The 25,410-nt window shown below is 71.9% G+C and carries 25 protein-coding genes and 1 pseudogene; 18 read left to right on the top strand and 8 right to left on the bottom strand.

Going from position 1 to position 25,410, the window contains the following annotated elements:
• Window positions 1-32: 32 nt before the first annotated feature.
• The 3 genes from C6N31_RS34040 (at window position 33) to C6N31_RS34030 (ending at window position 2,427) form a co-directional block, all read left to right on the top strand.
• Window positions 33-1,055 carry an ABC transporter substrate-binding protein gene (locus C6N31_RS34040; RefSeq protein ID WP_198358975.1) on the top strand — a complete coding sequence of 341 codons (1,023 nt, stop codon included), beginning with the start codon at window positions 33-35 and terminating at the stop codon, window positions 1,053-1,055.
• Entirely contained in the window at window positions 1,052-1,882 is an 831-nt protein-coding gene (locus C6N31_RS34035; protein ID WP_138353450.1) for a siderophore-interacting protein, read from the top strand. Before C6N31_RS34040 ends, C6N31_RS34035 begins: the two co-directional genes overlap by 4 nt.
• Before the next feature lie 143 nt (window positions 1,883-2,025).
• On the top strand, window positions 2,026-2,427 hold the full coding sequence (locus C6N31_RS34030; RefSeq protein WP_138353451.1) for a hypothetical protein: 402 nt from the start codon (window positions 2,026-2,028) through the stop codon (window positions 2,425-2,427).
• A gap of 10 nt (window positions 2,428-2,437) precedes the next feature.
• On the opposite strand, the gene C6N31_RS34025 is transcribed toward C6N31_RS34030, so the two are convergent.
• On the bottom strand, window positions 2,438-3,076 hold the full coding sequence (locus C6N31_RS34025) for a TetR/AcrR family transcriptional regulator (RefSeq protein WP_138353452.1): 639 nt from the start codon (window positions 3,074-3,076) through the stop codon (window positions 2,438-2,440).
• Between the two features lie 96 nt (window positions 3,077-3,172).
• On the opposite strand from C6N31_RS34025, the gene C6N31_RS34020 reads away from it, so the two are divergent.
• The 3 genes from C6N31_RS34020 to C6N31_RS34010 all read left to right on the top strand — a co-directional run bounded on the left by C6N31_RS34020 (window position 3,173) and on the right by C6N31_RS34010 (window position 7,258).
• The gene (locus C6N31_RS34020) at window positions 3,173-4,105 is read left to right on the top strand and encodes an oxygenase MpaB family protein (RefSeq protein WP_244808978.1); all 933 of its coding nucleotides are present in this window, start codon (window positions 3,173-3,175) and stop codon (window positions 4,103-4,105) included.
• Between the two features lie 173 nt (window positions 4,106-4,278).
• Window positions 4,279-6,273 (top strand): sigma-70 family RNA polymerase sigma factor, encoded by a 1,995-nt coding sequence (locus tag C6N31_RS34015; protein ID WP_198358974.1) that lies wholly within the window; start codon window positions 4,279-4,281, stop codon window positions 6,271-6,273.
• Between the two features lie 40 nt (window positions 6,274-6,313).
• Complete coding sequence (locus tag C6N31_RS34010; protein WP_138353455.1) at window positions 6,314-7,258, top strand: glutathione S-transferase family protein; 945 nt, start codon at window positions 6,314-6,316, stop codon at window positions 7,256-7,258.
• A 12-nt stretch (window positions 7,259-7,270) separates the two neighbouring features.
• Here the strand turns inward: C6N31_RS34010 and C6N31_RS34005 are convergent, their stop codons facing one another.
• Entirely contained in the window at window positions 7,271-7,501 is a 231-nt protein-coding gene (locus C6N31_RS34005; RefSeq protein ID WP_232485998.1) for a WCX domain-containing protein, read from the bottom strand.
• Window positions 7,502-7,552: 51 nt separating this feature from the next.
• On the opposite strand from C6N31_RS34005, the gene C6N31_RS34000 reads away from it, so the two are divergent.
• The 5 genes and pseudogenes from C6N31_RS34000 to C6N31_RS33980 all read left to right on the top strand — a co-directional run bounded on the left by C6N31_RS34000 (window position 7,553) and on the right by C6N31_RS33980 (window position 13,058).
• Window positions 7,553-7,990, top strand: a complete 438-nt coding sequence (locus C6N31_RS34000) for a GNAT family N-acetyltransferase (protein ID WP_198358973.1) — start codon at window positions 7,553-7,555, stop codon at window positions 7,988-7,990.
• 288 nt (window positions 7,991-8,278) lie between these two features.
• Window positions 8,279-9,457: a hypothetical protein gene (locus C6N31_RS33995; protein WP_198358972.1), complete on the top strand. Its 1,179-nt coding sequence runs from the start codon at window positions 8,279-8,281 to the stop codon at window positions 9,455-9,457.
• Window positions 9,454-11,577: a tetratricopeptide repeat protein gene (locus C6N31_RS33990; RefSeq protein WP_187144741.1), complete on the top strand. Its 2,124-nt coding sequence runs from the start codon at window positions 9,454-9,456 to the stop codon at window positions 11,575-11,577. Before C6N31_RS33995 ends, C6N31_RS33990 begins: the two co-directional genes overlap by 4 nt.
• A gap of 115 nt (window positions 11,578-11,692) precedes the next feature.
• A complete protein-coding gene (locus tag C6N31_RS33985) occupies window positions 11,693-12,361 on the top strand; it encodes an NAD-dependent epimerase/dehydratase family protein (protein ID WP_198358971.1) in 669 nt (222 codons plus the stop codon).
• An 80-nt stretch (window positions 12,362-12,441) separates the two neighbouring features.
• A pseudogene (locus tag C6N31_RS33980) lies at window positions 12,442-13,058 on the top strand (DUF6629 family protein).
• A gap of 85 nt (window positions 13,059-13,143) precedes the next feature.
• On the opposite strand, the gene snpA reads toward C6N31_RS33980, so the two are convergent.
• Window positions 13,144-13,803, bottom strand: coding sequence for a snapalysin (snpA, locus tag C6N31_RS33975; RefSeq protein WP_138353459.1), 660 nt, complete (start codon window positions 13,801-13,803; stop codon window positions 13,144-13,146).
• 258 nt (window positions 13,804-14,061) lie between these two features.
• On the opposite strand from snpA, the gene C6N31_RS33970 reads away from it, so the two are divergent.
• The gene (locus tag C6N31_RS33970) at window positions 14,062-15,072 is read left to right on the top strand and encodes a LysR family transcriptional regulator (protein ID WP_198358969.1); all 1,011 of its coding nucleotides are present in this window, start codon (window positions 14,062-14,064) and stop codon (window positions 15,070-15,072) included.
• A 15-nt stretch (window positions 15,073-15,087) separates the two neighbouring features.
• On the opposite strand, the gene meaB is transcribed toward C6N31_RS33970, so the two are convergent.
• The 4 genes from meaB to C6N31_RS44470 form a co-directional block, all read right to left on the bottom strand.
• The gene (meaB, locus tag C6N31_RS33965) at window positions 15,088-16,083 is read right to left on the bottom strand and encodes a methylmalonyl Co-A mutase-associated GTPase MeaB (RefSeq protein WP_138353461.1); all 996 of its coding nucleotides are present in this window, start codon (window positions 16,081-16,083) and stop codon (window positions 15,088-15,090) included.
• A gap of 4 nt (window positions 16,084-16,087) precedes the next feature.
• A complete protein-coding gene (gene scpA / locus C6N31_RS33960; RefSeq protein WP_138353462.1) occupies window positions 16,088-18,337 on the bottom strand; it encodes a methylmalonyl-CoA mutase in 2,250 nt (749 codons plus the stop codon).
• Complete coding sequence (locus C6N31_RS33955; RefSeq protein ID WP_138353463.1) at window positions 18,337-20,238, bottom strand: methylmalonyl-CoA mutase family protein; 1,902 nt, start codon at window positions 20,236-20,238, stop codon at window positions 18,337-18,339. The genes scpA and C6N31_RS33955 overlap by 1 nt, the downstream gene beginning before the upstream one ends.
• 225 nt (window positions 20,239-20,463) lie before the next feature.
• Entirely contained in the window at window positions 20,464-20,703 is a 240-nt protein-coding gene (locus C6N31_RS44470; protein WP_381586685.1) for a hypothetical protein, read from the bottom strand.
• Between the two features lie 19 nt (window positions 20,704-20,722).
• On the opposite strand from C6N31_RS44470, the gene C6N31_RS33950 reads away from it, so the two are divergent.
• The 5 genes from C6N31_RS33950 (at window position 20,723) to C6N31_RS44465 (ending at window position 24,413) form a co-directional block, all read left to right on the top strand.
• Window positions 20,723-20,998, top strand: a complete 276-nt coding sequence (locus tag C6N31_RS33950; protein WP_269288696.1) for a cytochrome P450 — start codon at window positions 20,723-20,725, stop codon at window positions 20,996-20,998.
• Between the two features lie 63 nt (window positions 20,999-21,061).
• Window positions 21,062-21,256, top strand: coding sequence for a ferredoxin (locus C6N31_RS33945; RefSeq protein ID WP_198358965.1), 195 nt, complete (start codon window positions 21,062-21,064; stop codon window positions 21,254-21,256).
• Between the two features lie 445 nt (window positions 21,257-21,701).
• Entirely contained in the window at window positions 21,702-22,298 is a 597-nt protein-coding gene (locus tag C6N31_RS33940) for a TIGR03086 family metal-binding protein (RefSeq protein WP_232485997.1), read from the top strand.
• Between the two features lie 127 nt (window positions 22,299-22,425).
• Window positions 22,426-23,367, top strand: coding sequence for a sigma-70 family RNA polymerase sigma factor (locus C6N31_RS33935; protein ID WP_198358963.1), 942 nt, complete (start codon window positions 22,426-22,428; stop codon window positions 23,365-23,367).
• A gap of 131 nt (window positions 23,368-23,498) precedes the next feature.
• The gene (locus tag C6N31_RS44465; protein ID WP_138353468.1) at window positions 23,499-24,413 is read left to right on the top strand and encodes a GNAT family N-acetyltransferase; all 915 of its coding nucleotides are present in this window, start codon (window positions 23,499-23,501) and stop codon (window positions 24,411-24,413) included.
• A 48-nt stretch (window positions 24,414-24,461) separates the two neighbouring features.
• Here the strand turns inward: C6N31_RS44465 and C6N31_RS33925 are convergent, their stop codons facing one another.
• A complete protein-coding gene (locus C6N31_RS33925) occupies window positions 24,462-24,683 on the bottom strand; it encodes a hypothetical protein (protein WP_138353469.1) in 222 nt (73 codons plus the stop codon).
• Window positions 24,684-24,998: 315 nt separating this feature from the next.
• Here C6N31_RS33925 and C6N31_RS33920 point away from each other — a divergent pair, with 315 nt between their 5' ends.
• Window positions 24,999-25,358: an STAS domain-containing protein gene (locus C6N31_RS33920; protein WP_244808976.1), complete on the top strand. Its 360-nt coding sequence runs from the start codon at window positions 24,999-25,001 to the stop codon at window positions 25,356-25,358.
• Window positions 25,359-25,410: the final 52 nt, after the last annotated feature.

Raw genomic sequence — 25,410 nt, 5'->3', positions numbered from 1 at the left:
CACATCACCTCCCCGAGAGAGAAGCGCTCGCCATGCACACCCCCCGCTCCGCGTCCCCCTCCCGCCGCGCCCTGCTCACCGCGGGCGGCGCCCTCGGCCTGGGCGCGCTCGTCGCCGCCTGCGGGGGCGGCGGCGGGAGAACGACCTCGGAGCCGGACCGGGCCAAGGGACCGTGGAGCTTCCGGGACGACCGCGGTGCGACGGCCAAGTCGGCCGGCACCCCCGCGCGCGTGGTGGCCTTCACCGCGGCCGCGGCCGCCCTGCACGACTTCGGTGTCGAGTGCGTCGGGGTCTTCGGCCCCACCAAGCTCAAGGACGGCAAGGCCGATCCCCAGGCCGGCGACCTCGATGTCGCCAAGGTGACCGTCCTGGGCAACGCCTGGGGCGAGTTCAACGTCGAGAAGTACGCGGCTCTTGCTCCCGACCTGCTGGTCACCAACATGTACCAGCCCGACGCCCTGTGGTACGTGCCGGACGACAGCAAGAAGAAGATCCTCTCGCTGGCGCCGAGCGTCGCCTTCACCGTCGCCGGTGTCAGCCTCACCGAGCTGATCCGGCGCTACGCCGAACTCGCCGCGTCCCTCGGCGCCGACCTGAAGGCCGCGAAGGTCACCGACGCCAAGGCCCGTTTCGAGAAGGCCGCCGAGACCCTGCGCCGCGCGGCCAAGGCCAAGGGCGGCCTCAAGGTCCTCGCCGCCTCCGGCAGCGCCGACCTGCTGTACGTCTCCACGCCCGGCGTCTACGCGGACCTGAGCTACTTCCGCTCCCTCGGCGTGGACATCATCACGCCCGGCAAGGTCACCGGCGGCTTCTTCGAGAACCTCAGCTGGGAGAACGCCGACAAGTACCCCGCCGACCTGATCCTGCTCGACGACCGCACGGCCGCGCTCCAGCCCAAGGACCTCGCCGCGAAGCCCACCTGGGCCCAGCTCCCCGCCGTCAAGGCCGGCCAGATCACCCCGTGGGCCAGTGAACCGCGCTTCTCCTACGCCGGCGCGGCCCCGCTGATCGAGCGGCTGGCCGCCGCGGTCGAGAAGGCGGTGAAGGTCGCATGAGCGAACTGCCCTTCCGGTTCTTCGCGCTGCGGGTCCTGCGGACGGCCCGGCGCGCACCCGACTTCGTGCGGGTCACCTTCGGCGGCACCGACCTGGCCCTGCTCGCCTCCGGCGGCCGGGACCAGCGGTTCAAGCTGTTCCTGCCGCAGCGCGGCCAGGACGCCCCGGTCATGCCCGACCCGTCCGACCCCGACTGGTTCACGGCCTGGCGTGCCCTCGACCCCGAGGTCCGCGGCCTCATGCGCACCTACACCGTCGCCGAACTGCGCGACGCGGGGGAGCCGGACGGCCGGCCCGCCGAACTGGACGTCGACTTCGCGCTGCACGGCGACATCGGTCCTGCCTCCCGCTGGGCGCAGGCCGCCCGCCCCGGCGACCGGGTCACCATCCTCGGCGCGGTCGAGGAGGACAACGGGGGCATCGACTTCCGGCCGCCGCCCGGTACCGACGCGGTCCTGCTCACGGCCGACGCCACCGCCCTGCCGGCCGTCGCCGGCATCCTGGCCTGGCTGCCGCCCGACCTGCCCGCGAAGGTCTGGATCGAGATCCCGCACGCGGACGACCGCCGCGAACTGCCCAGCCGGGCCGACACCGTGGTGACCTGGCTCATCGGCGACGCCGCGCCTCCGGTCCTGGAGGCGGTGCGCGCGGCGGAACTGCCCGGGAGCACGCGGTACGCCTGGATCGCGGGGGAGTCGGGGACGGTCAAGGCGCTGCGCCGCCATCTCGTCTCCGAGCGCGGGTTCGACCGGCGGGCGATCACCTTCACCGGCTACTGGAAGCGCGGCAGTTCCGAGGACGAGCTCCTCGCCGAGGTGGTTGCCTGAGCCGGTGCCCCGGCCGCTGGAGGGGCACCGGTCCGGTGTCCCGTTCCGGCCGGTCGGGGCAGCGCACTTGAGTACCGTTCGAGGTGAGCGGTGCAAGAGTGGTGGGGGCAGTCCGCCGTGCCCCTCGGTGAGGAGTCCCGCACATGCCCCAGAGGTTGACGCGCCCATGGGCCGCCGTACTCGCCCTGCTCCTGGCCGTCCCCGTGGTGGCAGCCTGCGGCGGCATGGACAAGGCGCTCGACTGCGCCAAGATCGCCGCCCGGATCGCCGGGGATGTGCAGGACCTGCAGTCGACGGCCACCAATATCGGCCAAGTGTCGGAGCAGAGCCGCCGCCAGGACACCTCCGCGTCCCTGTCCAAGCTGGAGAAGGACCTCCAGGAGGTCGGGGGCAACAGCGTCCATGTGGAGGTCCGCAAGGCCTTCGACGATCTGTCCGCCGCGCTCGGCAGCGCGAGGGAGCGTGCCAAGGACGGTAAGGGCCCGGATGTGAAGCCCCTCGCGGACGCGGCGGGCCGGCTGTCCGTCGCCTGCACGACGGGATAGCGGACCGCCGTCAGAGCTTGGCGGATCGCGCGCCGGTGCGGTCCGGCCGGGTGGTCGCCGCGTGGGCGGCGAGGACCAGTTGGACGCTGTGGTCGACGAGGCGTTCGCGCGAGACGTCCAGAGTGCCGCGGAGGTGGCCGGCGAACAGGTTGGCCAGGCCGCCGACCAGGGCGTAGGCGGTCATCCGGCGGCCGGAGTCGTCCGTGCCGTCCGCGAGCTGGCCGTCGATGAGGTCGGTGAAGGACGGCATCCATCGGTGGCTGTGCTCGCCCAGGACGGGATCGGCGAACGGTTCGAGGAGGAGCAGCCGCCCCTTGTGCGGGTGGTCCAGGACGAGCGCGACGAACGCCTCGACGGCGGCGCGGGCACGGGCCTCCGGTTCCGGCGAGGTGCGGGCGACGGCGTCCGCGAGCGTGGCGCGGGCCTCGGTGGCGACGCGCTCGAAGGCGGCGAGCAGCAGCGCGTCGCGGTCGGCGAAGCTCTCGTAGAAGTAGCGGTCGGTCAACTTCGCGCGGCGGCAGACGGAACGGACGGTCACGGCCGCGCTGCCGTCCTCGCCGGCGAGGCTCAGGGCGGTCGCGAGCAGCGTCTCGCGGCGCGTCTCACGGCGGGCGGCCAGCGTGCTGCCGCCCCAGGTGCGATCGCTCAACAGGGTCTCCTCGTAGCTGTGTTGACGACACCCGTCCGCACATTCTAATCTGGGCATCCTATTCTGATGACACCCGTCATCAGTTGGAGGTGCACCGTGTCGGACGTCTTACCGCTCGGACCGGAATCACTCACCTGGAAGTACTTCGGAGACTGGCGCTCCCTGCTGCTCGCCCCTTGGGCAGGCTCGATGCAGAACATGCACCCCGAACTCGGCGCCGGAGTCGCCGAGCACTCGCGCTTCTTCGAGGAGCGCTGGGAGCGGCTGTACCGCTCGCTCTATCCGATCGGCGGCGTCGTCTACGACGGCCCGCGCGCCGCCGAGACCGCGCGGACCGTCCGCGGCTACCACGACACGATCAAGGGCGTGGACCGCTCCGGCCGCCCGTACCACGCACTCAACCCCGGCACGTTCTACTGGGCGCACGCGACGTTCTTCGTCCTGACCATGCATGTCGCGGAGTACTTCGGCGGCGGGCTCACCGAGGCGCAGCGACGGCAGCTCTTCGACGAACATGTGCGCTGGTACGCGCTGTACGGGGTGAGCATGAAGCCCGTTCCCGCGACCTGGGAGGACTTCCAGGCGTACTGGAGCCACATGTGCGCCGAGGTGCTGGAGGACAACGAGCCCACCCGGCAGGTCCTCGACCTGGGCGCGGTCACCAGACCACCCGCCCTGCGTCTGCTGCCGGTTCCGGTGTGGGACGTGGCCCGGATACCCCTCGCCCGGCTGACCCTCTGGATGACGGTCGGCATGTATCCGCAGGCCGTACGGGAGCGGCTCGGCTACGACTGGACGCCGCGCGACGAGCGCAGACTCCGTGCCCTCGGACATCTCGTGAACCGGGGCATGCGGCTTGTGCCGCACGAGCGCCGCTTCCACCCCCGGGCGCGGGCCGGCTGGCGGCGGGAGAGCGGCCGGCTGCCGCTGGGCGCACCCACCGTGCACACTCCGCTCCGCAACCTCCCGCCGGCCGATGAACGGCACCTGCCGCAGCACTACATGCCGGGCGACCGACCCAGGGCGTGACCGCCGGTGCTCCCTGCCGCACACTGGGGCGGCAGCGCCCCCGGTTCGGGAACCCCGGCGTTTTCTGTTGTCCCGTCGCCGTGCGGGAGTCTCCTGAACGGCGGACAAGTGCCGATCCCGGCGGACGGCGCGCGGGGGCGGGGCAACGGGCGAACGACAGGGAGCACAGCGCGATGCGAGGAACCGAGCGGAGCGGCGGACCGGACACCGGCACGGTGATCGCGGCCCGGGGCGGCGACCGGCGGGCGCTGGACGAGCTGCTCGCCGACTGCGTCCCGCTCGTCTACAACATCGTCGGACGGGCGCTGAACGGACACAGCGACGTCGACGACGTGGTCCAGGAAACGCTGCTGCGGATCGTGCGCGGGCTGCCCGATCTGCGGGATCCGCGGTCCTTCCGCTCCTGGATGGTCGCCATCGCCGTCCATCAGGTGCGTGACCTGGAGCAGCAGCACCGTGCCGCGCGCCATCGCCGGGCCGATCTGGAGGCCGCTGAGCAACTGCCCGATCCCGGCTCCGACTTCGCCGCGCTCACGATCCTGCGGCTGCGCCTCACCGACCAGCGCCGGGAGGTGGCCGAGGCCACCCGCTGGCTCGACGGCGACGACCAGGAACTGCTCGCCCTGTGGTGGCTGGAACAGACAGGTGAACTCGGCCGGGCCGAACTGACCCTCGCCCTCGGCCTGTCGGGGCGCCATGCCGCGGTACGCGTCCAGCGGATGAAGGAACAGATGGAGACCGCCCGCTCGGTGGTGCGCGCGCTCCACCACGTCGGGCATCCGGGCAGCTGCACGGAACTGGCCGCCCTCACCCGTGACTGGGACGGAACGCCGAGCCCGCTGTGGCGCAAGCGGCTGGCCCGGCACGTACGCGGCTGCGCCGCCTGCGGCGGACAGATCGGCGAACTGCTGCCGATGAACCGGCTGCTCGGCGGGCTGCCGCTGCTGGTGCCACCGGCCGGCCTGGTCGCGCAGGTACTCCCGGCGGCGGCGCCGCACACGGCCGTCCCGCACACGGCCGTCCCGCACGCGGCCGTCCCGCACGCGGCCGTGCCGCACACCGCCGTTCCGCATCCGTCCGGCCTGAGCGGTGCGCCCGGAAGGGCGCGGGCCGCGCACTCCCGGCCGCCGCGCGGCGCGAGGTCGGTGTTCCGGCGCCCTCCCGTCGCCGGCGCGGCGGCGCTCGCGGCCGCGGCGGTCATCGTCGCGGGCGTCCTGGTCGCCACTCATCTGACCGCGGCCCCTCCGGGCCCGCTCGCCGCCGACGCCGCGCCCGCGCCGACGGTGTCCACGTCCGCAGCCGTCACCCCGCAGGCCGCGGCACCGTCCGGCATACCGTCCACGACGCCCACCCCCTCCCGTACACCCACACCCACCCCGACCGTGACCCCGTCCCGGCACCCGGTCCCGGCGGCCACCGTCCCCGTCGCGCGCTCGGCGAAGAAGGGCGTGGGCGTCTGGACGTTTCCGGGGGTGGACCAGGCGCTGACGCAGTCCGGCGCGAGCTGGTACTACACCTGGTCCACCCGGCATCAGGGGGTCGCGGGGTCCGGCACCGCCGGCTTCGTCCCGATGATCTGGGGCGCCGCGTCCGTCACCGACGCCGCCCTGGCGCAGGCCCGCGCCGAGAGCCCCTACCTGCTGGGCTTCAACGAACCCGACATGGCAGCGCAGTCCAACATGACGGTGGAGCAGGCGCTGTCCCTGTGGCCCCGGCTCAGCGCGGCCGGCCGGACGGTCGGCAGCCCGGCCGTGGCCTACGGCGGTGACACCGCCGGTGGCTGGCTCGACCGCTTCATGTCCGGGGCCGCCGCCCGGGGCTACCGCGTCGACTTCATCGCGCTGCACTGGTACGGCGGGGACTTCTCCACCCCCGCCGCCGTCAGCCGGCTGAAGTCGTATCTGCAGGCCGTCCACGACCGGTACCACAAGCCGATCTGGCTCACCGAGTACGCCCTGATCGACTTCTCGCACGGCACCAGGTTCCCCACCCCGCAGCAGCAGGCCTCCTTCGTCACCGCCTCCACCGCCATGCTGGCGGCACTGCCCTATGTGCAGCGTTACGCCTGGTTCGGCCTCCCGGCCTCGGACACCGCCCCCAGCAGCGGCCTCTTCCGCAGCGGAGCCGTCGCGACCGAGGCGGGCCGGGCGTTCCGCGCCGCGGGCTGAGGCGTGGCAGCCTCGCGGTGCACTGGGTAGGGTCGGAGACATGGCTGCACAGTTCGCGCGGGAGACGGGCACCAAGGGCGAGTTCACCCGGCAGGCGAACCGCTTCACCGATCGGATCACCGCCGACGGCACCGGCGGGCGGGTGCCGGAGGCGGGCCGCTACCGGCTGATCGTCTCGCTCGCCTGCCCATGGGCGCACCGCGCGATCATCGTGCGGCGGCTGCTCGGCCTGGAGGACGCGATCAGCCTGGGCGTGGTCGATCCGATCCGTGACGAGCGGGGGTGGCGCTTCACCCTGGACGAGGGCGACCGCGATCCGGTGCTCGGGATCGGCTTCCTGTCCGAGGCGTACCTGCGGACGGATCCGGCCTTCGAGGGCCGCGTCACCGTCCCGTCCCTCGTCGACACGGAGACCGGGACGGTCGTCAGCAACGACTACCCGCGGATCACCCTCGACCTCGAGACCGAATGGACCGCGTACCACCGGCCGGGAGCGCCCGACCTCTATCCGCCGCACCTCCGTCCCGAGATCGACGAGGTCGCCGCCGACCTGTTCCGTGATGTCAACAACGGTGTGTACCGCTGCGGTTTCGCCTCCTCGCAGGAGGCGTACGAGCAAGCCTACGACGCCCTGTTCAGCCGGCTGGACGTGCTCACCGAGCGGCTGGCGGGACAGCGGTACCTGGTCGGCGACCGCATTACCGAGGCGGACGTGCGGTTCTTCACCACGCTGGTGCGCTTCGACGCGGTGTACCACAACCACTTCAAGTGCAACCGGAACAAACTCACCGAGAACCCGGTGCTGTGGGCCTACGCCCGCGACCTCTTCCAGACCCCCGGCTTCGGCGACACCGTCGACTTCGACCAGATCAAGCGGCACTACTACGCCACCCACGAGCAGCTGAACCCGTCCCGCATCGTGCCCAAGGGCCCGGACCTGTCCGGCTGGACCACCCCGCACGGCCGCGAGGCCCTGGGCTCCTGAGGCTCCGACCGCTCACTCCGCCGGGGCGGACCGGGCGTAGCGGACGGCCAGTTCGCGCAGATGGGCCAGGAGCTCCGGCGGGCCGGTCACGTCGAAGTCGTAGCCCAGCATGCCCAGGTACACGCCCAGCGTCTCCACCGTGTCGGCACCGGTGTCCAGGGCGCAGGTGCCCGCCTCGACCGCCTCCACCACACCCACCGCCGGATTGATGCGCTCGACGACGGCGTCGGCGGCCGCGTGCACGGTGACCCGGGCCCGAGGTCCCGGGCCACCCGCCCGTGCCAGGATGGCGCCATGTTGGAAATCAGTCCCCTGCGTCCCTGGGACCGCGTGAAGTGGGAAGTACTGGCGCGCGGTTACATGGCGTTCTACGGGACGACCGTGCCCGACGCGGGGTACGAGGAGACATGGCAGCGACTGATCAACGGCGGGGAGCTGTACGGGATCGCCGCGCGTCTGGACGGCGAGGTCGTGGGCATCGCCCACTACCTGTTCCACGCCAACGTCTGGTCGGCCGGCGCCTGTTATCTGCAGGACCTGTTCGTCGACGAGGCGGCGCGGGACCTCGGGGCGGGGCGGGCACTCATCGAGCAGGTGGCCGAGGCGGCGCGGGAACGTGCTGTGCCGCGGCTGTACTGGCACACCCGGCAGGACAACGCGCAGGCCCGGGCGCTGTACGACAGGGTGACGCGTTACCACGGCTTCGTCTGCTATGTCCTGCCGCTCGACTGACGGACGACGTCCGGATGACGGGCCGTAATCGGCCGCGTACACCGTGCTGAGCTGGGGGTCCCGCAGGACCTGAGTGTTTCTGCAGTGTTGCCGAGCACGGTCATCACCTTCCGCCTGAGGAGGTGATGTCATGAAGAAGATCACTGTCCGCAAGAACGGCCCGGTCAAGCTGACCTCGGCTTCGTCCCAGTACGGGACCTGGCCCTGGTGCTGATCTGAGTTCCGCTGTTGGCCCGTGTGCGGGAAGCCCTCCCGCGCGCGGGCTCAGGCCGTTGCAGGAGACGCGTGATGACAGCACCGCACCCGGAATTCCATGAGCTCACCTTCGTGACCGAACGCGACGAGGTCACTGTGGGGCGCCCGGACATCGAGTCTTACGTGACGTTCCCGGCGGACGGCGCCGAACTGCTGCGACGCCTCATGGACGGCATGGAGACCACCGCCGCCGCCCGCTGGTACCAGGAGACCTACGGCGAACCGGTCGACATCACGGACTTCCTCAGCACCCTCGACGACTGCGGCTTCGTCCGCTCGGAGGGCGAGGACACCGCACGCCTGGGCACGGTGCGCCACCAGCGGCTGGGCCGATGGCTGTTCTCGCCCCCGGCCTGGATCGTCTTCGCCGTGCTGACCGCCGCCGGCGTCGTCGCGATGGTCCGCGAACCGCAGGCGCGCCCGCACCCCCACGCGATCTTCCTGGCGGACTCCCTGCTCCTCACCCAACTCGTGCTGCTGCTGGGCCAGATACCGGGTCTGCTGTGGCACGAGCTGTTCCATGTCCTGGCCGCCCGCCGGCTCGGGGTCGGATCCCGGATGACCGTGGGCCGGCGGATGTACTTCCTCGTCCTGGAGACCCATCTCGACGGCCTGCTCGGCGTACCGAGCCGGCGCCGCTATCTGCCCTTCACCGCCGGGGTCCTCGCCGACGTCCTGCTCTTCTCGGCCCTGACGGTGGGCGCCGCAGCCGACGCGGCCAACGGCGGGCTGTCCTGGCCGGGCCGTGTCGCCCTGGCGTTCGCCTTCCCCACCCTGTTCAGGATCGCCTGGCAGTTCTTCTTCTTCCTGCGCACCGACCTCTACTACATGGTGACGACGGTGCTGGGCTGCACGGACCTGCACGAAGCGGCGACCGCCCGGCTGCGCAGGCAATGGCGGTGGGTGCCCGGAGTCCGCCCCAGGCCGGCCGACGCCGGGCCCTGGTCACCGCGCGACGCCGCGGTGGCGCGCTGGTACGCCCCCGCGATGATCGGCGGCGTCATCCTCCTCTTCGGCTGGGCGGCCCTCGCCATCATCCCGGCGCTGGTGGAGTTCGTGACCCGGGTGGCCGCCGGGCTGACCGGCGACGGCGGCACCGGCCTCGCCTTCTGGGACTCCATCGGCTCCGTCACCGTGATCCTCGCGCAATTCGTCTTGCCGTTCCTCCTGCTGGCCAGGAAGAGCGCCCGCAGAGAGGAACGCACCACATGAGCAGCAACCGCCAGACGCCCCGCCACAGCTGGCTCAGCGGACCCGACCGCAGGGTGCGGGCCGCGACCGCCGAAGCACTCGCCGCCGCCGGGCACCTGACCACCGTCGACTGCCACCGGCGGCTGCGCGGACCGTACACCGCGGCAGGCAGCCTGCTGCGCGCCATCGTGCCCGAGGTGCTCAAGACCAGGCCCGCGCTGGTCGCCCGGCATGCCATCGAGATCCTCTCGGTCGCGCCCGAACTCAAGGACCTCGTCGACGCGCCACCGCAGACACTGACGTCCCTCGCGTCGCCGACCGAGCGGACCCGGTACTACTCACCCCTGCGCACCCGCAGGATCGCCCATGGACTCACCGAGTTCCTCAACGCGTGGGCCCAGGAGGCCGGTACGACGGCGGGCCGGCCGCAACTGGTCCTGTTCGACAACCTGCACGCCGCCGACCCGACCGACCAGGAACTGATCACGGTCCTGCTGCGCCGTGCCCGGACCGAGGTCCTCACGATCGCGGTCGGCACCAGCGCCTCCCCGGACCTCCCCGACGGGCTGGCGCAGGCCCTGGACCGCCAGGCGCGGCGTACCGAGCTGCCGGCCGCACCCGCGGCGCCCGACACCCGCGTGCAGAACGAACTCCTCCAGGCGTACATCATCTCCGACGGCACCAGCGACATCCCGGCGGAGGTGGCCGCCTACCGGAACGCCGATCCGCGGCTGCGCTCCGGACTGCACCGTGTCCGCGCCGTCGAACTCGAGGAGGAGGACGACTGGAGCCTGCGACTCGGCGCCATCCCCTACCACCGCGCGCACGCGGGCGGACGGACCGATGACGAGTGCCGCGACCTGCTGACCGCCGCCGACTACTGCCTCCGGATGGGCTACTACGACGCGGCCATCGAACTCGGCGGCCAAGGACGCGACAGCTTCGACCCGGTGGCACAGGAGCGGCTGTACTGCGTGGCCGGCGGCAAGACGGCCCAGGCGCTGGGCGCGCTGGGGCGTACGGAGGAAGCCGAGGTGATCTACCGAGAGCTGCGCGGCCGGTACACCGACCCGGTGGTGCACATGGTCTCCAGTTACGCCCTGTCCATGTTGTACACGCGGATCCACCCCGCCGAGCGTCAGGACTCGGACCTGGCGAAGCAGTACGTCAACAACTCCATCGCCATCGCCAAGCAGCTGCCGGATCCCGCCGACCGCGCTTTCCACACCGTCTTCCACGAGAACGGACTGGCCCTGGTCGAACTGCGCCGGGGCAACCCCGAGACCGCCCTGCGGCTGGTCACCGAGGGGCTGGCCCGGCTGGACCGCGAGCTGGAGCCGGGCAGGCAGTCGCTGCACCGCTCCGTGCTGCTGCACAACCGGGCCCAGGTCAACGTGGCCCTCGGCCGGCTGGACGAGGCGCTGGAGGACTTCAACGGCGTCCTCGCGCTCGACCCGTACTACCCCGAGTACTACTGCGACCGCGCCGCACTGCAGTACAAGCGGGGCGACCTGGAAGCGGCGCTCGCCGACTACGACCAGGCCGCCACCCTCACCCCGCCCATCCACGAGCTGTACTACAACCGGGCCGACGCCCGCGCGGCCGCCGGTGACACCGACGGCGCGATCGGCGACCTGCGCTACGTCCTGGAGCTCGAACCCGACTATCTCGCCGCCCGGGTCAACCTCGTCTCCCTGCTCATCGACGAGGGCGACACGGAACTCGCCTCCGTCCAGCTCGCGCAGGGCCTCGAACTCCACCCGGGTGAACCGGACCTGCTGTGCACGCGGGGCCTGATCGCCATGGAACAGGACGACGCGGACGAAGCCCTGCGCGCCTTCGACGAGGCACTCGCCGCCGACCCGCTGCGTTCGGCGGCCCTGGCCAACCGTGCCGTCCTGCACTACGAGGCCGGCGACCACGCCGCGGCCGTCGACGACCTGACCCGCGCCCTGGCGGTGACCGGGGACGACGCCGATCTCCTGTACAACCGCGGCTTCGCCCACCAGGCGGCCGGCAGCTGGCGGGCCGCCATCGCGGACTACCGGCACGCGCTCGACCTGCCCGGCGCCGACCGCGACGCCATCGAATGCCAACTCGCCGAATGCCAAGCGGCCCTGGCGGTCGCGGTAGCGGGCTGACGGGGGAAAGGACTACAGCGCCGCCGTCCGCCGATGGGAACCGGCTTCGGGGTACCCTGCCCGAGCCGACCCACGGCCCTGCCCATCCGCATGCCGACATCGCGAGGACACGCACGTGAACGTAGTCATCTTCGGTGCGTCCGGCATGGTCGGCCAGGGGGTCCTGCGCGAGTGCGTGCTGGACGACCGGGTCGAGAGCGTCCTGGTGGTGGGCCGTGCGCCGCTCGGCCGGAGCCACCCGAAGGTCCGTGAGGTGATCCACCGGGACTTCACCGACTTCTCCGCGATCGAGGACGAGTTCGCCGGCCTCGACGCGTGCTTCTTCTGCCTGGGTGTCTCGTCGGGCGGGCGGAGCCAGGAGGAGTACGTGCGGATCACGCATGACTGCACCCTCGCGGCCGCGACCCCGCTCGCCGCGCGCAACCCGTCCCTGACCTTCACCTACGTCTCGGGAGAGGGCACCGACAGCACCGAGCGGGGCCGCTCGGCGTGGGCCCGGGTGAAGGGCAGGACCGAGAACGAACTGCTCGCCCTGGACTTCCACGCGTACATGTTCCGTCCCGCCTGGATCCAGCCCCTGAACGGGGAGAAGTCCAGGACCCGCTGGTACCGGGTGGCGTACTCCCTGACGTCCTGGCTCTACCCGGTCCTGCGCAGGCTGGCACCAGGACACACCACGACGACCGAGCACCTGGGACGGGCCATGCTCGCCGTGGTCGCCCTCAAGGGCGCCGGCGAACACATTCTGTACAGCAAGGACATCAACCGGCTGGGCGGCGCCTGACCGTTGCGGCGGCGCGGGGGTCGTACGGTGGAGATCGTTGTACCTGGATCCGCCGTCCCCTCCGATCCCCGGGTGACCTCATGTGCTGGAGCGCGACAGCCGACCTCGTGGTGGGTACCGGTATCGCCGCGATCGGGGTGGCCTGCGTGGCGCGGGTGCGGCGGGCCCGCGATCTGCCGATCGCGGCGCTGCCGCTGATCCTCGGAGCCCATCAGATCATCGAGTCCGTCGTCTGGCGCTCCGACGGCGGCGCGGGGCCGGCCACCACGGCCTGGGCCGTCATCGCCCTGCCGCTGCTGCCGGTGTGGGTGCCGTTCGGGGTGCTGCTCGCCGCGCCCAGGAGCGCACGGCGGCTGCTGATGATCCCGGCCCTCGTCGGGCTCGTCACCGCCGTGACGCTCGCGTAGTCCTCACCACCCGGACCGTGACCGCCGACGTCCGCGGCCACACCGTCGGCTACGGTCTCGACCTGCCGCAGTCGTCGCTGATCATCGCGGGCTATCTCGTCGCCACCATCGGTTCGCTGCTTCTCAGTGGCGACCGGTTGCTGCGGCTGCTCGGCGGGCTCGTCGCGGCCGGTGCGTTGATGCGCGCGGTGGTGTGGCGGCTGGAGTTCATCTCCACCTGGTGCGCCTTCGCCGCTGTCGCCTCCGTCGTCGTCCTCGCCTGGGTGCACCGTCGCCCGGCCGGTCCGTGACCCAGGGCGCCGGGCGCCGGAAGGTCCCCGCACCGTGCGGTGCGGGGACCTCGGGCCATCAGGCGGAACGGACCAGGGACATGCCCTAGCGGCGCGCCACGGTCCCGGCCGCCAGGCCGTTGACCCAGAGCCGGTCCACACGGGCGCGTTCGGTCGCGTTCGGAACCTCGTTACGGCAGGAGGTGCCGGGGCCGCCGCCCGACATCAGCTCGCTGCACGGACCCGAGTAGTGGTCCGGGAGGCCGAGCACGTGCCCGGTCTCATGGGCGACGACACGGATCGAGTCGTACTGCTGGTTCTGCCGGTAGTCCAGGAAGATGTAGCCGTTCCCGTGGCCGTCGGTGCTGGCGTACGAGCCCTGGCTGGAGTTGCCCTCGTAGTACGCGAAGTCCGCGTTGCTGCCTTCCTGGAGCTTCACGTTCTTCTCCGCGGAGTTCCAGATCTGCGCGCTGCGCGATATCTGGGACCTGAACGACGGCGCGTTGCCGGTGCTGTAGATGAGGGTGACGGTCTGCAGGCCGGGGTTGGCCGCGCGCTTGGCCGCGACGGACCGCTGGACGGCGTCGAAGAACGCCTTGTTGGCGGCCGCGTTCTCGTTCGAACCGGCGTAGGTGGCGTAGGACGCCGAGGCCTGGGCCGCGGACTGGTCCGCCTGGGGGGCGGCGGCGATGGCGGGCACAGTGCCCAGACTCGCAGCGAGGCCGATGCCCAGCGCTGCCGCGAGCAGCACCTTGGGGTATCGCATGGGGGGTCTCCTTCTCCTCCGAGAAGCCGTCGGTCGCTGTCGGGTACAGCTGCATTGGGGGGAACGGCGACCGGGGCTGGGGGATGAACTGCTGTTGCCGGTGAGTGTGCGGGAGAAGCGCGCCGCCGGGGATGATGTCAGGGGCCGATAGGCCGGGAACATCCCCGGTACCGGGTGGCCAACTCGTACGCGAAAGACGGGTATTGCTGCGGTTCGGGACCCTGGTGCGACGTGCGGATCCCGCCATATCCTCCGCTCATGGAGCTCGAGGTGAGGCACCTTCGCGCACTGTGCGCCATCGCCGATACCGGCAGTGTGCGCAAGGCGGCGCGGCAGCTGGGGATGACCCAGCCGTCCTTGACGACACAGCTCCGACGGATCGAGAGCGCCCTCGGCGGACAGCTGTTCTCCCGGGAGCGCACGGGCAGCCGCCCGACGCCGCTGGGGCGCACGGTCCTGTGCCGGGCGCGGCCGCTCGTCGCCGAGATGAACACGCTGGTGGCCGAGACACAGGCGGCGGTGGTCAGGGCCGCGGGACCGCATCTGCGGATCGGCGGCACGGCGAGCCGCGCCATGGCCGGATGGGTGAGCAGGGTGCACGCCCGGCTGCCGGACTCGGACACCACGATCCGGGTGGACGTGTCGGCCAACGCCCTGCTGCAGATGGTCGCCCTGAACCAGCTCGACGTCGCCTTCGTCCACGAGGTCGAGGGTGCGCCGCTACGGATCCCGGACGGTCTCGAACGGCGGGTCCTCGTCGCGCGGGAACCGCAGTTCATCGCCCTGCACGCGCACCATCCGGCGGCGCGCCAGAGCGTGGTCTCGCTGTCCGACGTCGCCGGCGACCGCTGGATGGTCGACCCGAGCGTGGACGGTGAGTGGGACGGTGTACAACGGGCCCTGCGCGCATCGGGGTTCACGCCGCGAGTGGCGTACGGGGACTATCTGACCGCCGCCGACATGGTCGCCGCCGGTGAGGCGGTCGCCCCCTGCCAGCCGACTTCGCAGCCCCGGCACGGCATGGCCATCCGGCCGCTGTGCGGCGACCCGATAGCGGTCGAACTCTTCATGGCGTCCCGGGCGTTGCCCGAAGGTGCCGCCGGTGGGGTGGGAACCGCCGAGGTCGAAGCGCTCTACGCCGATCTGGTGGCGGCCTACCGGGAGGCGGCCGCCGCGGCGACCACGTACCGGCAGTGGCTGGCCAGGAACAACCGGCCGCTGCTGTACGTGGACGAGGACGAGCTGTCCCGGACCGCCGGCTGCGCCTGACACCCGCCGGAGCGGTCAGCCGGCGTCCGGCGGCTGGAAGGCGGCGAGCAGGCGTTCGGCGGCGAGCGTCGCGGTGAGGGTGCCTTCGCGGACCTGCCGTTCCACCACGGGCGCGAGACCACGGACGTCGGGGTGCTCGCGCACCCGGGCGAGGAGCTGGTCGCGGACCATGGACCAGGTCCATTCGATCTGCTGGTCCCGCCGCTTGGCCTCCAGCCGGCCATCGGTACGCAGCACGCGCCGGTGCTGTTCGAGGCGCTCCCAGACCGCGTCGAGTCCGCTGTTCTCCCGCGCGCTGCAGGTGAGCACGGGCGGCGTCCAGCCCGCGTCCAGCGGCTGCAGCAGCCGCAGTGCGCCGGCCAGTTCCCGGGCGGCGGAGGCCGCCTCGCGCTCGTGCGGACCGTCGGCCTTGTTGACGGCGACGATGTCGGCGAGTTCCAGGACACCCTTCTTGATGCCCTGCAGCTGGTCGCCGGTGCGGGCAAGGGTGAGCAGCAGGAAGGAGTCGACCATGTTGGCCACGGCGGTCTCGGACTGGCCGACCCCGACGGTCTCGACGAGCACCACGTCGTAGCCCGCCGCCTCCATGACGATGATCGACTCACGGGTGGCCCTGGTCACGCCGCCCAGCGTGCCGGAGGTGGGGGAGGGCCGCACGAAGGCCGCCGGGTCCACCGCCAGCCGCTCCATCCGGGTCTTGTCGCCCAGGATGGAGCCACCGGTCCTGGTCGAGGACGGGTCGACGGCGAGGACCGCGACCCGGTGGCCGAGGCCGGTGAGCAGGGTGCCGAGCGCGTCGATGAACGTGGACTTGCCCACGCCGGGCACCCCGCTGATGCCGACCCGGCGCGCCGTTCCCGAGTGCGGGAGCAGCTCGGTCAGCAGCCGCTGGGCCAGCTCGCGGTGGGCGGGGCGGGTGGACTCGACGAGGGTGATCGCACGGGCGATGTGCGGCCGCGACCCGTCGAGGACGCCCTTGATGTAGCCGTCGATGTCGATCGTGGGTGCCATCGGCTCACAACTCGTGGCCGAGAGCGGCGGCGAGGGTGTTCAGCAGGTCGTACGCCGCGTCCGGGATCACCGTGCCGGGCGGGAACACCGCCGCCGCGCCCGCCTGGTGGAGGGTCTCGATGTCCTGCGGCGGGATGACGCCGCCGACGACGATCGTGATGTCCTCCCGGCCGGCCTCGGCGAGCTGCTCGCGCAGCGCCGGCACCAGCGTCAGATGGCCGGCCGCGAGCGAGGAGACACCGACGATGTGGACGTCCGCCTCGACCGCCTGCCGGGCCACTTCGGCCGGCGTCTGGAACAGCGCGCCGACGTCGACGTCGAATCCGAGGTCGGCGAAGGCGGTGGCGATCACCTTCTGGCCGCGGTCATGGCCGTCCTGGCCCATCTTGGCGACCAGGATGCGCGGGCGGCGGCCCTCGGCCTCGGCGAACGCGTCCGCCAGCTTGCGGGTGCGCTCCACGCCGGGTGACGTTCCTGCCTCGTCCCGGTACACACCGGTGATGGTACGGATCTGGCCGACGTGCCGCCCGTACACCTCCTCCAATGCGTTCGAGATCTCTCCGACGGTCGCCTTGGCGCGCGCCGCGTTCACCGCGAGCGCGAGCAGGTTGCCCTCCAGGCCGCCGCCGGGCCGGTTGCCGTCCCGGGCGGCCGCGGTCAGCGCGCGCAGCGCGTCCTGGCAGGCGCCCTCGTCGCGCTCCGCGCGCAGCCGCCGCAGCTTCTCGATCTGCTGGGTGCGGACCGAGGAGTTGTCGACCTTGAGGACGTCGATCTTCTCGTCCGTGCCGACGCGGTACTTGTTGACGCCGATCAGCGCCTGCCGCCCGGAGTCGATACGGGCCTGGGTACGGGCAGCGGCCTCCTCGACGCGCAGCTTCGGAATGCCCGCGTCGATGGCCTTCGCCATGCCGCCCGCGGCCTCGACCTCTTCGATGTGCTGCCAGGCGCGCCGGGCGAGATCGTGGGTGAGCTTCTCGACGTACGCGCTGCCGCCCCACGGGTCGATGACCCGGCAGGTGCCCGACTCCTGCTGCAGGAACAGCTGGGTGTTGCGGGCGATGCGCGCGGAGAAGTCGGTGGGCAGCGCCAGCGCCTCGTCCAGCGCGTTGGTGTGCAGCGACTGGGTGTGGCCCTGGGTGGCGGCCATGGCCTCCACACACGTGCGCGGCACGTTGTTGAACACGTCCTGCGCGGTCAGCGACCAGCCCGAGGTCTGGGAATGGGTGCGCAGCGACAGCGACTTGGGGTTCTTGGGATCGAAGCCCTTGACGAGCTTGGCCCACAGCAGCCGGGCCGCGCGCAGCTTGGCGATCTCCATGAAGAAGTTCATGCCGATGGCCCAGAAGAACGACAGCCGCGGTGCGAACGCGTCCACGTCAAGACCGACCGCCAGCCCGGCGCGCAGGTACTCGACACCGTCGGCCAGTGTGTAGGCCAGCTCCAGGTCGGCCGTGGCCCCGGCCTCCTGGATGTGGTAGCCGGAGATGGAGATGGAGTTGTAGCGCGGCATCTTCTGCGAGGTGTACGCGAAGATGTCGGAGATCACCCGCATCGACGGCTGCGGCGGGTAGATGTAGGTGTTGCGGACCATGAACTCCTTGAGGATGTCGTTCTGGATGGTCCCCGCGAGCTTCTCCGGGGGCACACCCTGTTCCTCGGCCGCGACGATGTAGAGGGCGAGGACCGGCAGCACCGCGCCGTTCATCGTCATCGACACGCTCATCCGGTCCAGCGGGATCCCGTCGAACAACTGCCGCATGTCGTAGATGGAGTCGATGGCCACGCCCGCCATGCCGACATCGCCCGTGACCCGCGGATGGTCGCTGTCGTAGCCGCGGTGGGTGGGCAGGTCGAAGGCGATCGACAGCCCCTTCTGCCCGGCCGCGAGGTTGCGCCGGTAGAAGGCGTTGGACTCCTCGGCGGTGGAGAAGCCGGCGTACTGCCGGATCGTCCACGGCTGGTTGACGTACATGGTCGGGTACGGTCCGCGCAGATACGGCGCGATCCCCGGATAGGTCTCCAGGAAGTCGAGCCCGGCCAGGTCGTCGGAGGTGTAGAGCGGCTTGACGGCGATGCCCTCCGGGGTCTGCCAGAGCAGGTCCTCGTCGTCCTTGCCCGTGCTCTCCCGCACGGCCGCCCGCCACTGGTCACCGGTGATGCCGCCACCGGGGGCGGCATCCGCCGGGCCGTCCGGCTCCAGGCCGATGTCCGCGAAGTCCGGGATCGGTCCCGGCTGCCCCGTGCTGCCCTGCATCACGCCACTCCCATGCGGTCGAGGACGGAGGCGAGGACGGCGACCGCGTCGCCGCCCGCGAAGACGAACTCGTCGACTCCGGCCCGAAGATACGTTTCACGCTGCTCGCCAGGGCGGCCCGCGAGGAACACCCGCAGTGCGCCGGCCGAGACCAGGGCGGCCGCCGTGTCCACGGCCTGCTCGGCGTAGAGCTTGTCGCTGGAGCACAGACAGGCCACGGTGGCGCCGCTGCGCGCGAACGCCTCGGCGACCGACGCCGCGTCGACCGTCACCGGGTCCTGGACGGTCTCGATGCCGCCCGCCTGGAAGAGGTTGGCGGCGAAGCTCGCGCGGGCGGTGTGCGCCGCGGCCGGGCCCAGCGCGGCCAGGAAGGCCCGCGGCCGGGAACCGGTGGCGGCCAGATGGGCGTCGGAGCGGGCCCGCAGCGCCTCGAAGGCGTCGTCGCGCCGGACCGTCGGCAGTCCGCCGCCGTCCCCTTCGGCGACCCCGGCCGGATCGGGCGCGGCCTCGCGCTCCACCGACTGCTCGGACAGATTCGGGAACTCGCTGACACCCGTGATCGGCTCGCGGCGGTGCGCGAGGTCCGCGGACCGCTGCTCCCAGGTGCCCGACAGGCGTTCGGCGACCAGACCGGACCGCAGCGCCGCCGCCTGGCCCCCGGCACGTTCGATCTCCTGGAACCAGGACCACGCGGCATGCGCCAGCTCGTCCGTCAGCTGCTCCACGTACCAGGAGCCGCCCGCCGGGTCGATGACCCGGGCCAGGTGCGACTCCTCCATCAGGATCGACGAGGTGTTGCGGGCGATCCGCCGGGCGAAGTCGTCCGGCAGGCCGAGCGCGTCGTCGAAGGGCAGCACGGTGACGGTGTCGGCGCCGCCCACACCGGCCGCCACACAGGCGACGGTGGTGCGCAGCATGTTCACCCACGGGTCGCGCCGGGTCATCATCACCGGCGAGGTCACCGCGTGCTGGCGCTGCGCCCCCGCGGTGGAGGCCGCCCCGCTGGCCTGGGCCACCCGGGCCCACAGCCGCCGCGCGGCGCGCAGCTTGGCGATGGTCAGGAACTGGTCGGCGGTCGCCGCGTAACGGAATTCCAGCTGGGCGCAGGCCGCGTCGACGGTCAGTCCCGCGGCGGTCAGCGCCCGCAGATAGGCGACGCCGGTGGCGATGGAACAGCCCAGTTCCTGCGCGGCCGAGGCACCGGCCCCGTGGTAGGGCAGCGCGTCCACCGTCAGGGCCCGCAGTCCGGGGTACTCACGGTCGCACCGGGCGGCGAGCGCGGCGGCGGCCGCCGACTGCGCGTCGAGGGCGGAGTGCTGTCCGGTACGGGCCGCCAGCCCCAGCGGGTCCGCGCCGAGGTTGCCGAGCGCCGAGTGCGCGGGCACCCCGCGCGTCCCGTAGAGGCGCAGCAACTCCGCGGCGGCGGCCTCGAACTCGGGGCCGGCGTCCAGAACGACCGGCGCCAGGTCGAGATAGACGCCCTCGAGGGCCGCCGGGATCCCGGACACCGGCATGCCGGTGCCGCCGACCAGCAGCCACAGTGAGGTGACGCCGTTCTCCAGGTCCGCGAGCACCGCCTCGTTGGTGCGCTTCGGATCGGGCCGGGCATGCCGCTGGCGCACGTCCCACCCGGTGCCCGCGGTGCCCTCCGGCCGTCCGGCGCGGGTGAACGGCGGGAAGCCGGGATAGCCGGGATCCGCGGCGCTGTCCTGCGCGGTGTACAGCGGACGGGTGGCGATGCCGTCCTGGAGCATGGTGGACAGCGTTTCCTCGGCCGGGGTACCCGGGACCGCTGTACCCGCTTTGGTGAGAACGCCTTCGACAAGGCGTTGCCACTGCTCGCGGGAAGCGTCGGGGAACTCGTCGGCCAAGGGGAGTCCGGGATCAGGCAGGACCGTCATGAGGAAAGGCTAGGGCAGCCGCTAAAGGCAGGGCAGGCCCACGACTGTGACCTTGCCCTCCTTGTCCGTCCCCACCGTCCTGAACTGGGGCTTTTGGGCCTTCGGCGGGTGGCTGCCGCGGACGGTCAGGGGGCCCGGACGGGTGTGGCCCAGGGGGTGGGTGGGGAGCCCGCGCCGGCCCGGACGACACTGACCGGCGCCCGATTCATCCGCGAGCGGGCCGGATCAGGCCTCGATCGGGGAGGCGGCGTCCAGTACGGAGGCCGGCGCGGCCTGGAGGTTCGCGGAGGCGCCGCGCCGGAAGGCCCGCTCGTAGGCCTCGTAGGCCTCGTCGCCGATGCCGGCGCGCGCCGTCCGTTCGCACTCCTCCCGGATCGGGCCCAACTCCGGCGTTCCGCGCTGGGGATGTCCGACGGTGCGCCAGAAGGCCTGCCCGACGCCGAAGACGGAGCTCGGTGACGTCACCGTCCGGGCGGGTGAGGGTGTGCTCGTCCCACTGGCCGCGGCCAACCGCGACGAACGGGCCTTCCCCGAACCGGACCGGCTCGACGTGGGGCGTCCCGGCCGCCGGCATCTGGCCTTCGGCTTCGGCGTCCACCAGTGCCTGGGACAGCCGCTGGCCCGCCTGGAACTCCAGATCGCCCTCACCGGCATCGTACGGAGACTTCCGGGACTGCGGATCGGCGTTCCCGCCGGGGAGCTGTCGTTCCGCCACATCATGGCGGTGTTCGGACTCTTCCACCTGCCCGTCGTCTGGTGAGCCCGGCCCCCGCCGTGAACCAGCCGTCCCTCCCCCCATCACGACATCGTGAAGGAGTACCCCGTGCGCGTCACCGTCGACCGCGCCCTGTGCTGCAGCTCGGGCCTCTGCGTCCTGACCGCCCCCGACGTCTTCGACCAGGCGGACGACGACGGCCGGGTGGTTCTTCTGCTGGCCGGCCCACCCGAGAGCGAGGGATCCGCTGTCGAGGAAGCGGTCGCGTGCTGCCCGGCGGGGGCCATCGGCGTCACGGACTGACGCCGCCGGCGGCCCGCCGGGGGAGGCCGGTCAGTGGGACCACTGCCTCCGCTTCGCGCAGATGCACTTGGTGCGGTGACACCGCGGGCAGACCACGCGCACGACGGCGCTCATCGACAGGCGGGAAGAATCCACGGCACACTCCCGGGTCTCGTGGGTGACAATGGTCGCTCGTCGCGTACCCCCCTCCTGGGGAGATCACGCCCTGCTTCCTCGGCGCCCCGCTCGATGCCCGCTCGGGGGAACACCGTTGAAGGAGAACGCAGTTGGCGCGGAGCGCAGCCGATGCGGTACCTGTGTCCGTGCGCGGCGTCCCGCCGTCGCCGGTCCGCGGATCGTGTCGTCCGCCCCGGGTTCATGATCCGGATGCGATATTGAGCCGGTCCTTCACGCCGGCTCGGAGCGCGGCGGCCCCGTCCGGCGCTCCAGAACCCGAGGAATGCCGATGACGCCGTCCGCCGAACCCCTCGCGCTGCTCTCCCGCTCCCTGGACCAGGCCGGCGCGCTCGTCGCCTCGGTCACCGATGACCAGCTGCCGCTGCCGACCCCTTGCCGCGCCTGGACCGTCGCCGCATTGGTCGATCACCTCATCGACGATCTGGAGCAGTTCACGAAACGGGCCGGCGGCGGTACTCCCACGGCGGGCGAGTCGGGGCAGGGCACGGGCAGCGGGCGGGCCGAGGCCTTCTCCGACGGCTCCGCGGCGCTCCTCGGGACCTGGGCGCGGGCCGGCGATCTCACCGGCACGATCGAGCTCCCCGGCATGGGCGAGGTACCCGCCAGGTTTCCCGTCGACCAGCAGATCACCGAGTTCGCCGTCCACGCATGGGACCTGGCGAAGGCGCTGGGCCGGCCGGTCACCCTCGACCCCGAGGTGGGCGAGGCGGCACTCGGCTGGGCCCGGGGCGCGCTGCGCCCGGAGTTCCGGGGCGAGGAAGGCGGCCCCGAGGCCTTCGGCCCGGAGGTGACCGCCCGCCCGGACGCCCCGGTGTACGACCGCCTCGCGGCGTTCTTCGGCCGTGATCCCCAGCAGCGGGGCTGATGCACCGGCCCACCGGGTGTGGGACTTGCCGGCGCCGCGATGAGACGTGGACCACAATCCCGGTGCGGATGTCACACTCCGGCCATCCGTACCGCTCTCAGGTCGCACCAGCGACAGGAGGCCCACGATGTCCGACACCCCGCCCGCCGACCGTGCCCGCGAAACGGCGGCGGACGATGCCACGGGGGTGTTCGTCGGCCACCGTGAGCTGCTGTTCTCGATCGTCTACGACATGCTCGGCAGCGTCGCCGACACCGAGGACGTCCTGCAGGAGACCTGGCTGGCGTGGACGTCCAGAGTCGGAGCGCCCGGCGCGGAGCCGATCCTCGTCCCGCGCCCGTATCTGGTGCGGATCGCGGTGAACAAGGCGCTCGCGCGCCAGGCCGTGATCAGCCGGCGGCGTGAGACGTACATCGGCCCGTGGCTCCCCGAGCCGCTGATCACGCCACTCACCGACGCGACGGCCACCGGTGACGGCGCTGATGTGGCCGAACGCACCGAGTCGGTGTCGATGGCGCTGCTGGTCGTCCTGGAGACCCTGACCCCGCTGGAACGCGCGGTGTTCGTCCTGCACGAGCTGTTCGGCTACGCCCACACCGAGACCGCGGACATCCTCGACCGCAGTCCCGCGGCGGTCCGCCAGCTCGCGCACCGTGCCCGTGAACACGTGCACGCCCGGCGTCCCCGCTACCGGGCCGACCCGCGGCTGCGGCAGCAGGTGACCGAGCGGTTCGCCGCGGCGGTGTCCGGCGGTGACCTGCGGGCCCTGCTCGAACTGCTGGCGCCCGATGTGACGCTGTGGGCCGACGGCGGAGGCAAGGCCACGGCCGCGGGACTGCGGCCGGTCCACGGCCGCGACACGGTGGCCAAGCTGCTGTCCACCCGCGCCGGCAGCGTCGGACGCGGCCTGGACATCCGCTACGAGTGGATCAACGGGGACCCGTCGGCGGTGCTGTTCCGCGCCGGATCGCCCTTCGCGGTGCTGGTCGTCGAACTGGTCCCGGACAGTGCTCAGGTGCAGGGCATCTACTTCGTGACCAATCCCGACAAGCTCTCCCGCATCGGCTGACCGCGGGGGCGTACGGCGTGGGCGAACACCACAGTGAACACCGCAGTGAACACTGCAGCGAACACCAAAGCGAACACCGCGCCGTGCGCCCGGCCCGACGGTGCGTCAGCCCCGTTCACTAGAGTGGCGGAGTGACGGAATTCAGTGTTCTTGTCGATACATCTACCTGGCAGCCGGGCTTCGAACGACGGCTCCGCGCCGCGTACGGTGCCGTGGGGTATCCCGAGGAGGCGGCGGAGTTCAGCCTCGGACGGCTGCGCGACGGCATCGCCGAGTGGACCGTCGCCGAGATCCTCTCGGCCGGTACCGGAGTGGGCTTCGTCGCGGTGACGATGGAAGCGGACACCCCCACCGGCCGCATCGGCGACCTCTGGGTCGACGCGGCCCACGCCGGGCAGGGCCATGAACGGGCCGCCAGGACCTGGGCCGAGGGATGGTGCGGGCGGCAGGGCGCGACGCGGGTCGCCGTGCGGCTCGTCGAGCCGGACGTACTCTTCGCCGATTACCCAGTGCGGGGCCAGCTCAGAATGCGCGTCATCGCCGCCGCGGCGACGCCGTTCGACGGGGTCACCGCCCGGCCGATGACACCGGCCGAGTATCCGGGGTGGCTGGCGGCCGAGAACGCGGCCTTCGCCGCCGATATCGTCCGGTCCGGTGCCACGACCCCTGACGAGGCCCGCAAGAAGGCCGACAGGGCTTACACGGAACTGATCCCCGAAGGCCTGGACACCGAGGACCATTCCATCCTGGTCCTGGAGCACGCGGGAGCCCGGATCGGCACCGGGTGGCTGAAGCACCACCACATGCCGGGGGTGACCTTCGGCTTCTCGCTGGAGGTCGACGAGGAACACCGCGGCAAGGGGTACGGCAGGGCCGCGATGGCCGTGGGGGAGCGGGCCACCGTCGAGGCCGGCGACTCCGCCCTGATGTTCAACGTGTTCGGTGGGAACGAGGTGGCGATGAGCCTGTACACCAGCGCGGGCTACCCGGTGGTCGAGGAGACCCGGTCCATCGAACTGCCGACGAGGACCGGCTCCCTGCCGTAACAGTGACCGGACCGGGACCGGATCGGACCTCTTCCCGGCTCCCTTGCGTCAGGCGCAGTAGCGGATCAGCCAGTCGTTGTCGGGGTTGCGGCCGAACTGGGGGTCGTTCGGCGGATCCGACGGGCTCTCCTCGACCATCTGCTCCGGCGCTATGCGCTCGGGAAGCTGCCCGAAGCGGGCGGCCCGCCCCTCGGCCGGGTCTTCGGCGGGACGCTGCCCGTCGAGGCCCTGCCCGTTGGAATGACCCGCTCGTTCATGACGTGCGTTCATGGCGACCCCGGACTCGGCTCGGCACAGATGGGAACCCTCTGGCTCCCACTCCGCCAACGAACCGCCGGCCCCGGAGATTCCCCGGTCCGCCCCTTGCTGACCACCGCCGGAGCGCAGCCGGCACAGCGGGTGGTCGCGGTGCGATCGATGCCGATCCGGCGGAGCACGGACCCGACCCCTAGCACTGTTGGGGGTCAGGACGCAGCTGTTCCGTGAAACAGGTCCGGATCGCGCCGGGTGCCCGTACGGTGACTCGCGTCGACCCTGACCCTGTCGGTACCCCCGCACGATCGTCCCGTAGCTGAGGGAGCCGTCGTGGAAGAGTCCACCCTGCCCGTGTTCTCACCGGATCACACCCGTACCCACGGGGATTGCACCGTGGTGCCGCTTCGCGGCGAGATCGACCTTCTGACCGCCCCCGACCTCACCCGCTTCCTGGACGACCTGACCGAGGGCGTCCACCCTGACCTGCTCATCGATCTGCGGCAGGTGGACTTCCTCGACGGCAGCGGCATAACGACCCTGGTGCGCGCCCGCAGCCGGGCGGTCGCCCGTGACGGCCGGCTCCGACTGCTCTGCACCCACCCGCCGACGCTGCGGATCCTCCGGCTCCCCGAACTCCGGCTGCACTTCGACCTGCTGGAGCACATGCCGGCCCCCGAACCGGCCCCTTAGTGCTGAATTCCTCAACTTATGGGTATACACGGTGTGTTGAGGAGTGCGCTGG

Origin of the sequence: Streptomyces fildesensis, assembly GCF_016107395.1 — a bacterium.
In the GTDB taxonomy this organism is placed as follows: Bacteria; Actinomycetota; Actinomycetes; order Streptomycetales; family Streptomycetaceae; genus Actinacidiphila; species Actinacidiphila fildesensis.
The sequence above is the reverse complement of the archived record's forward strand: the minus strand, read 5'-3'. Positions and strand labels throughout refer to the sequence as shown.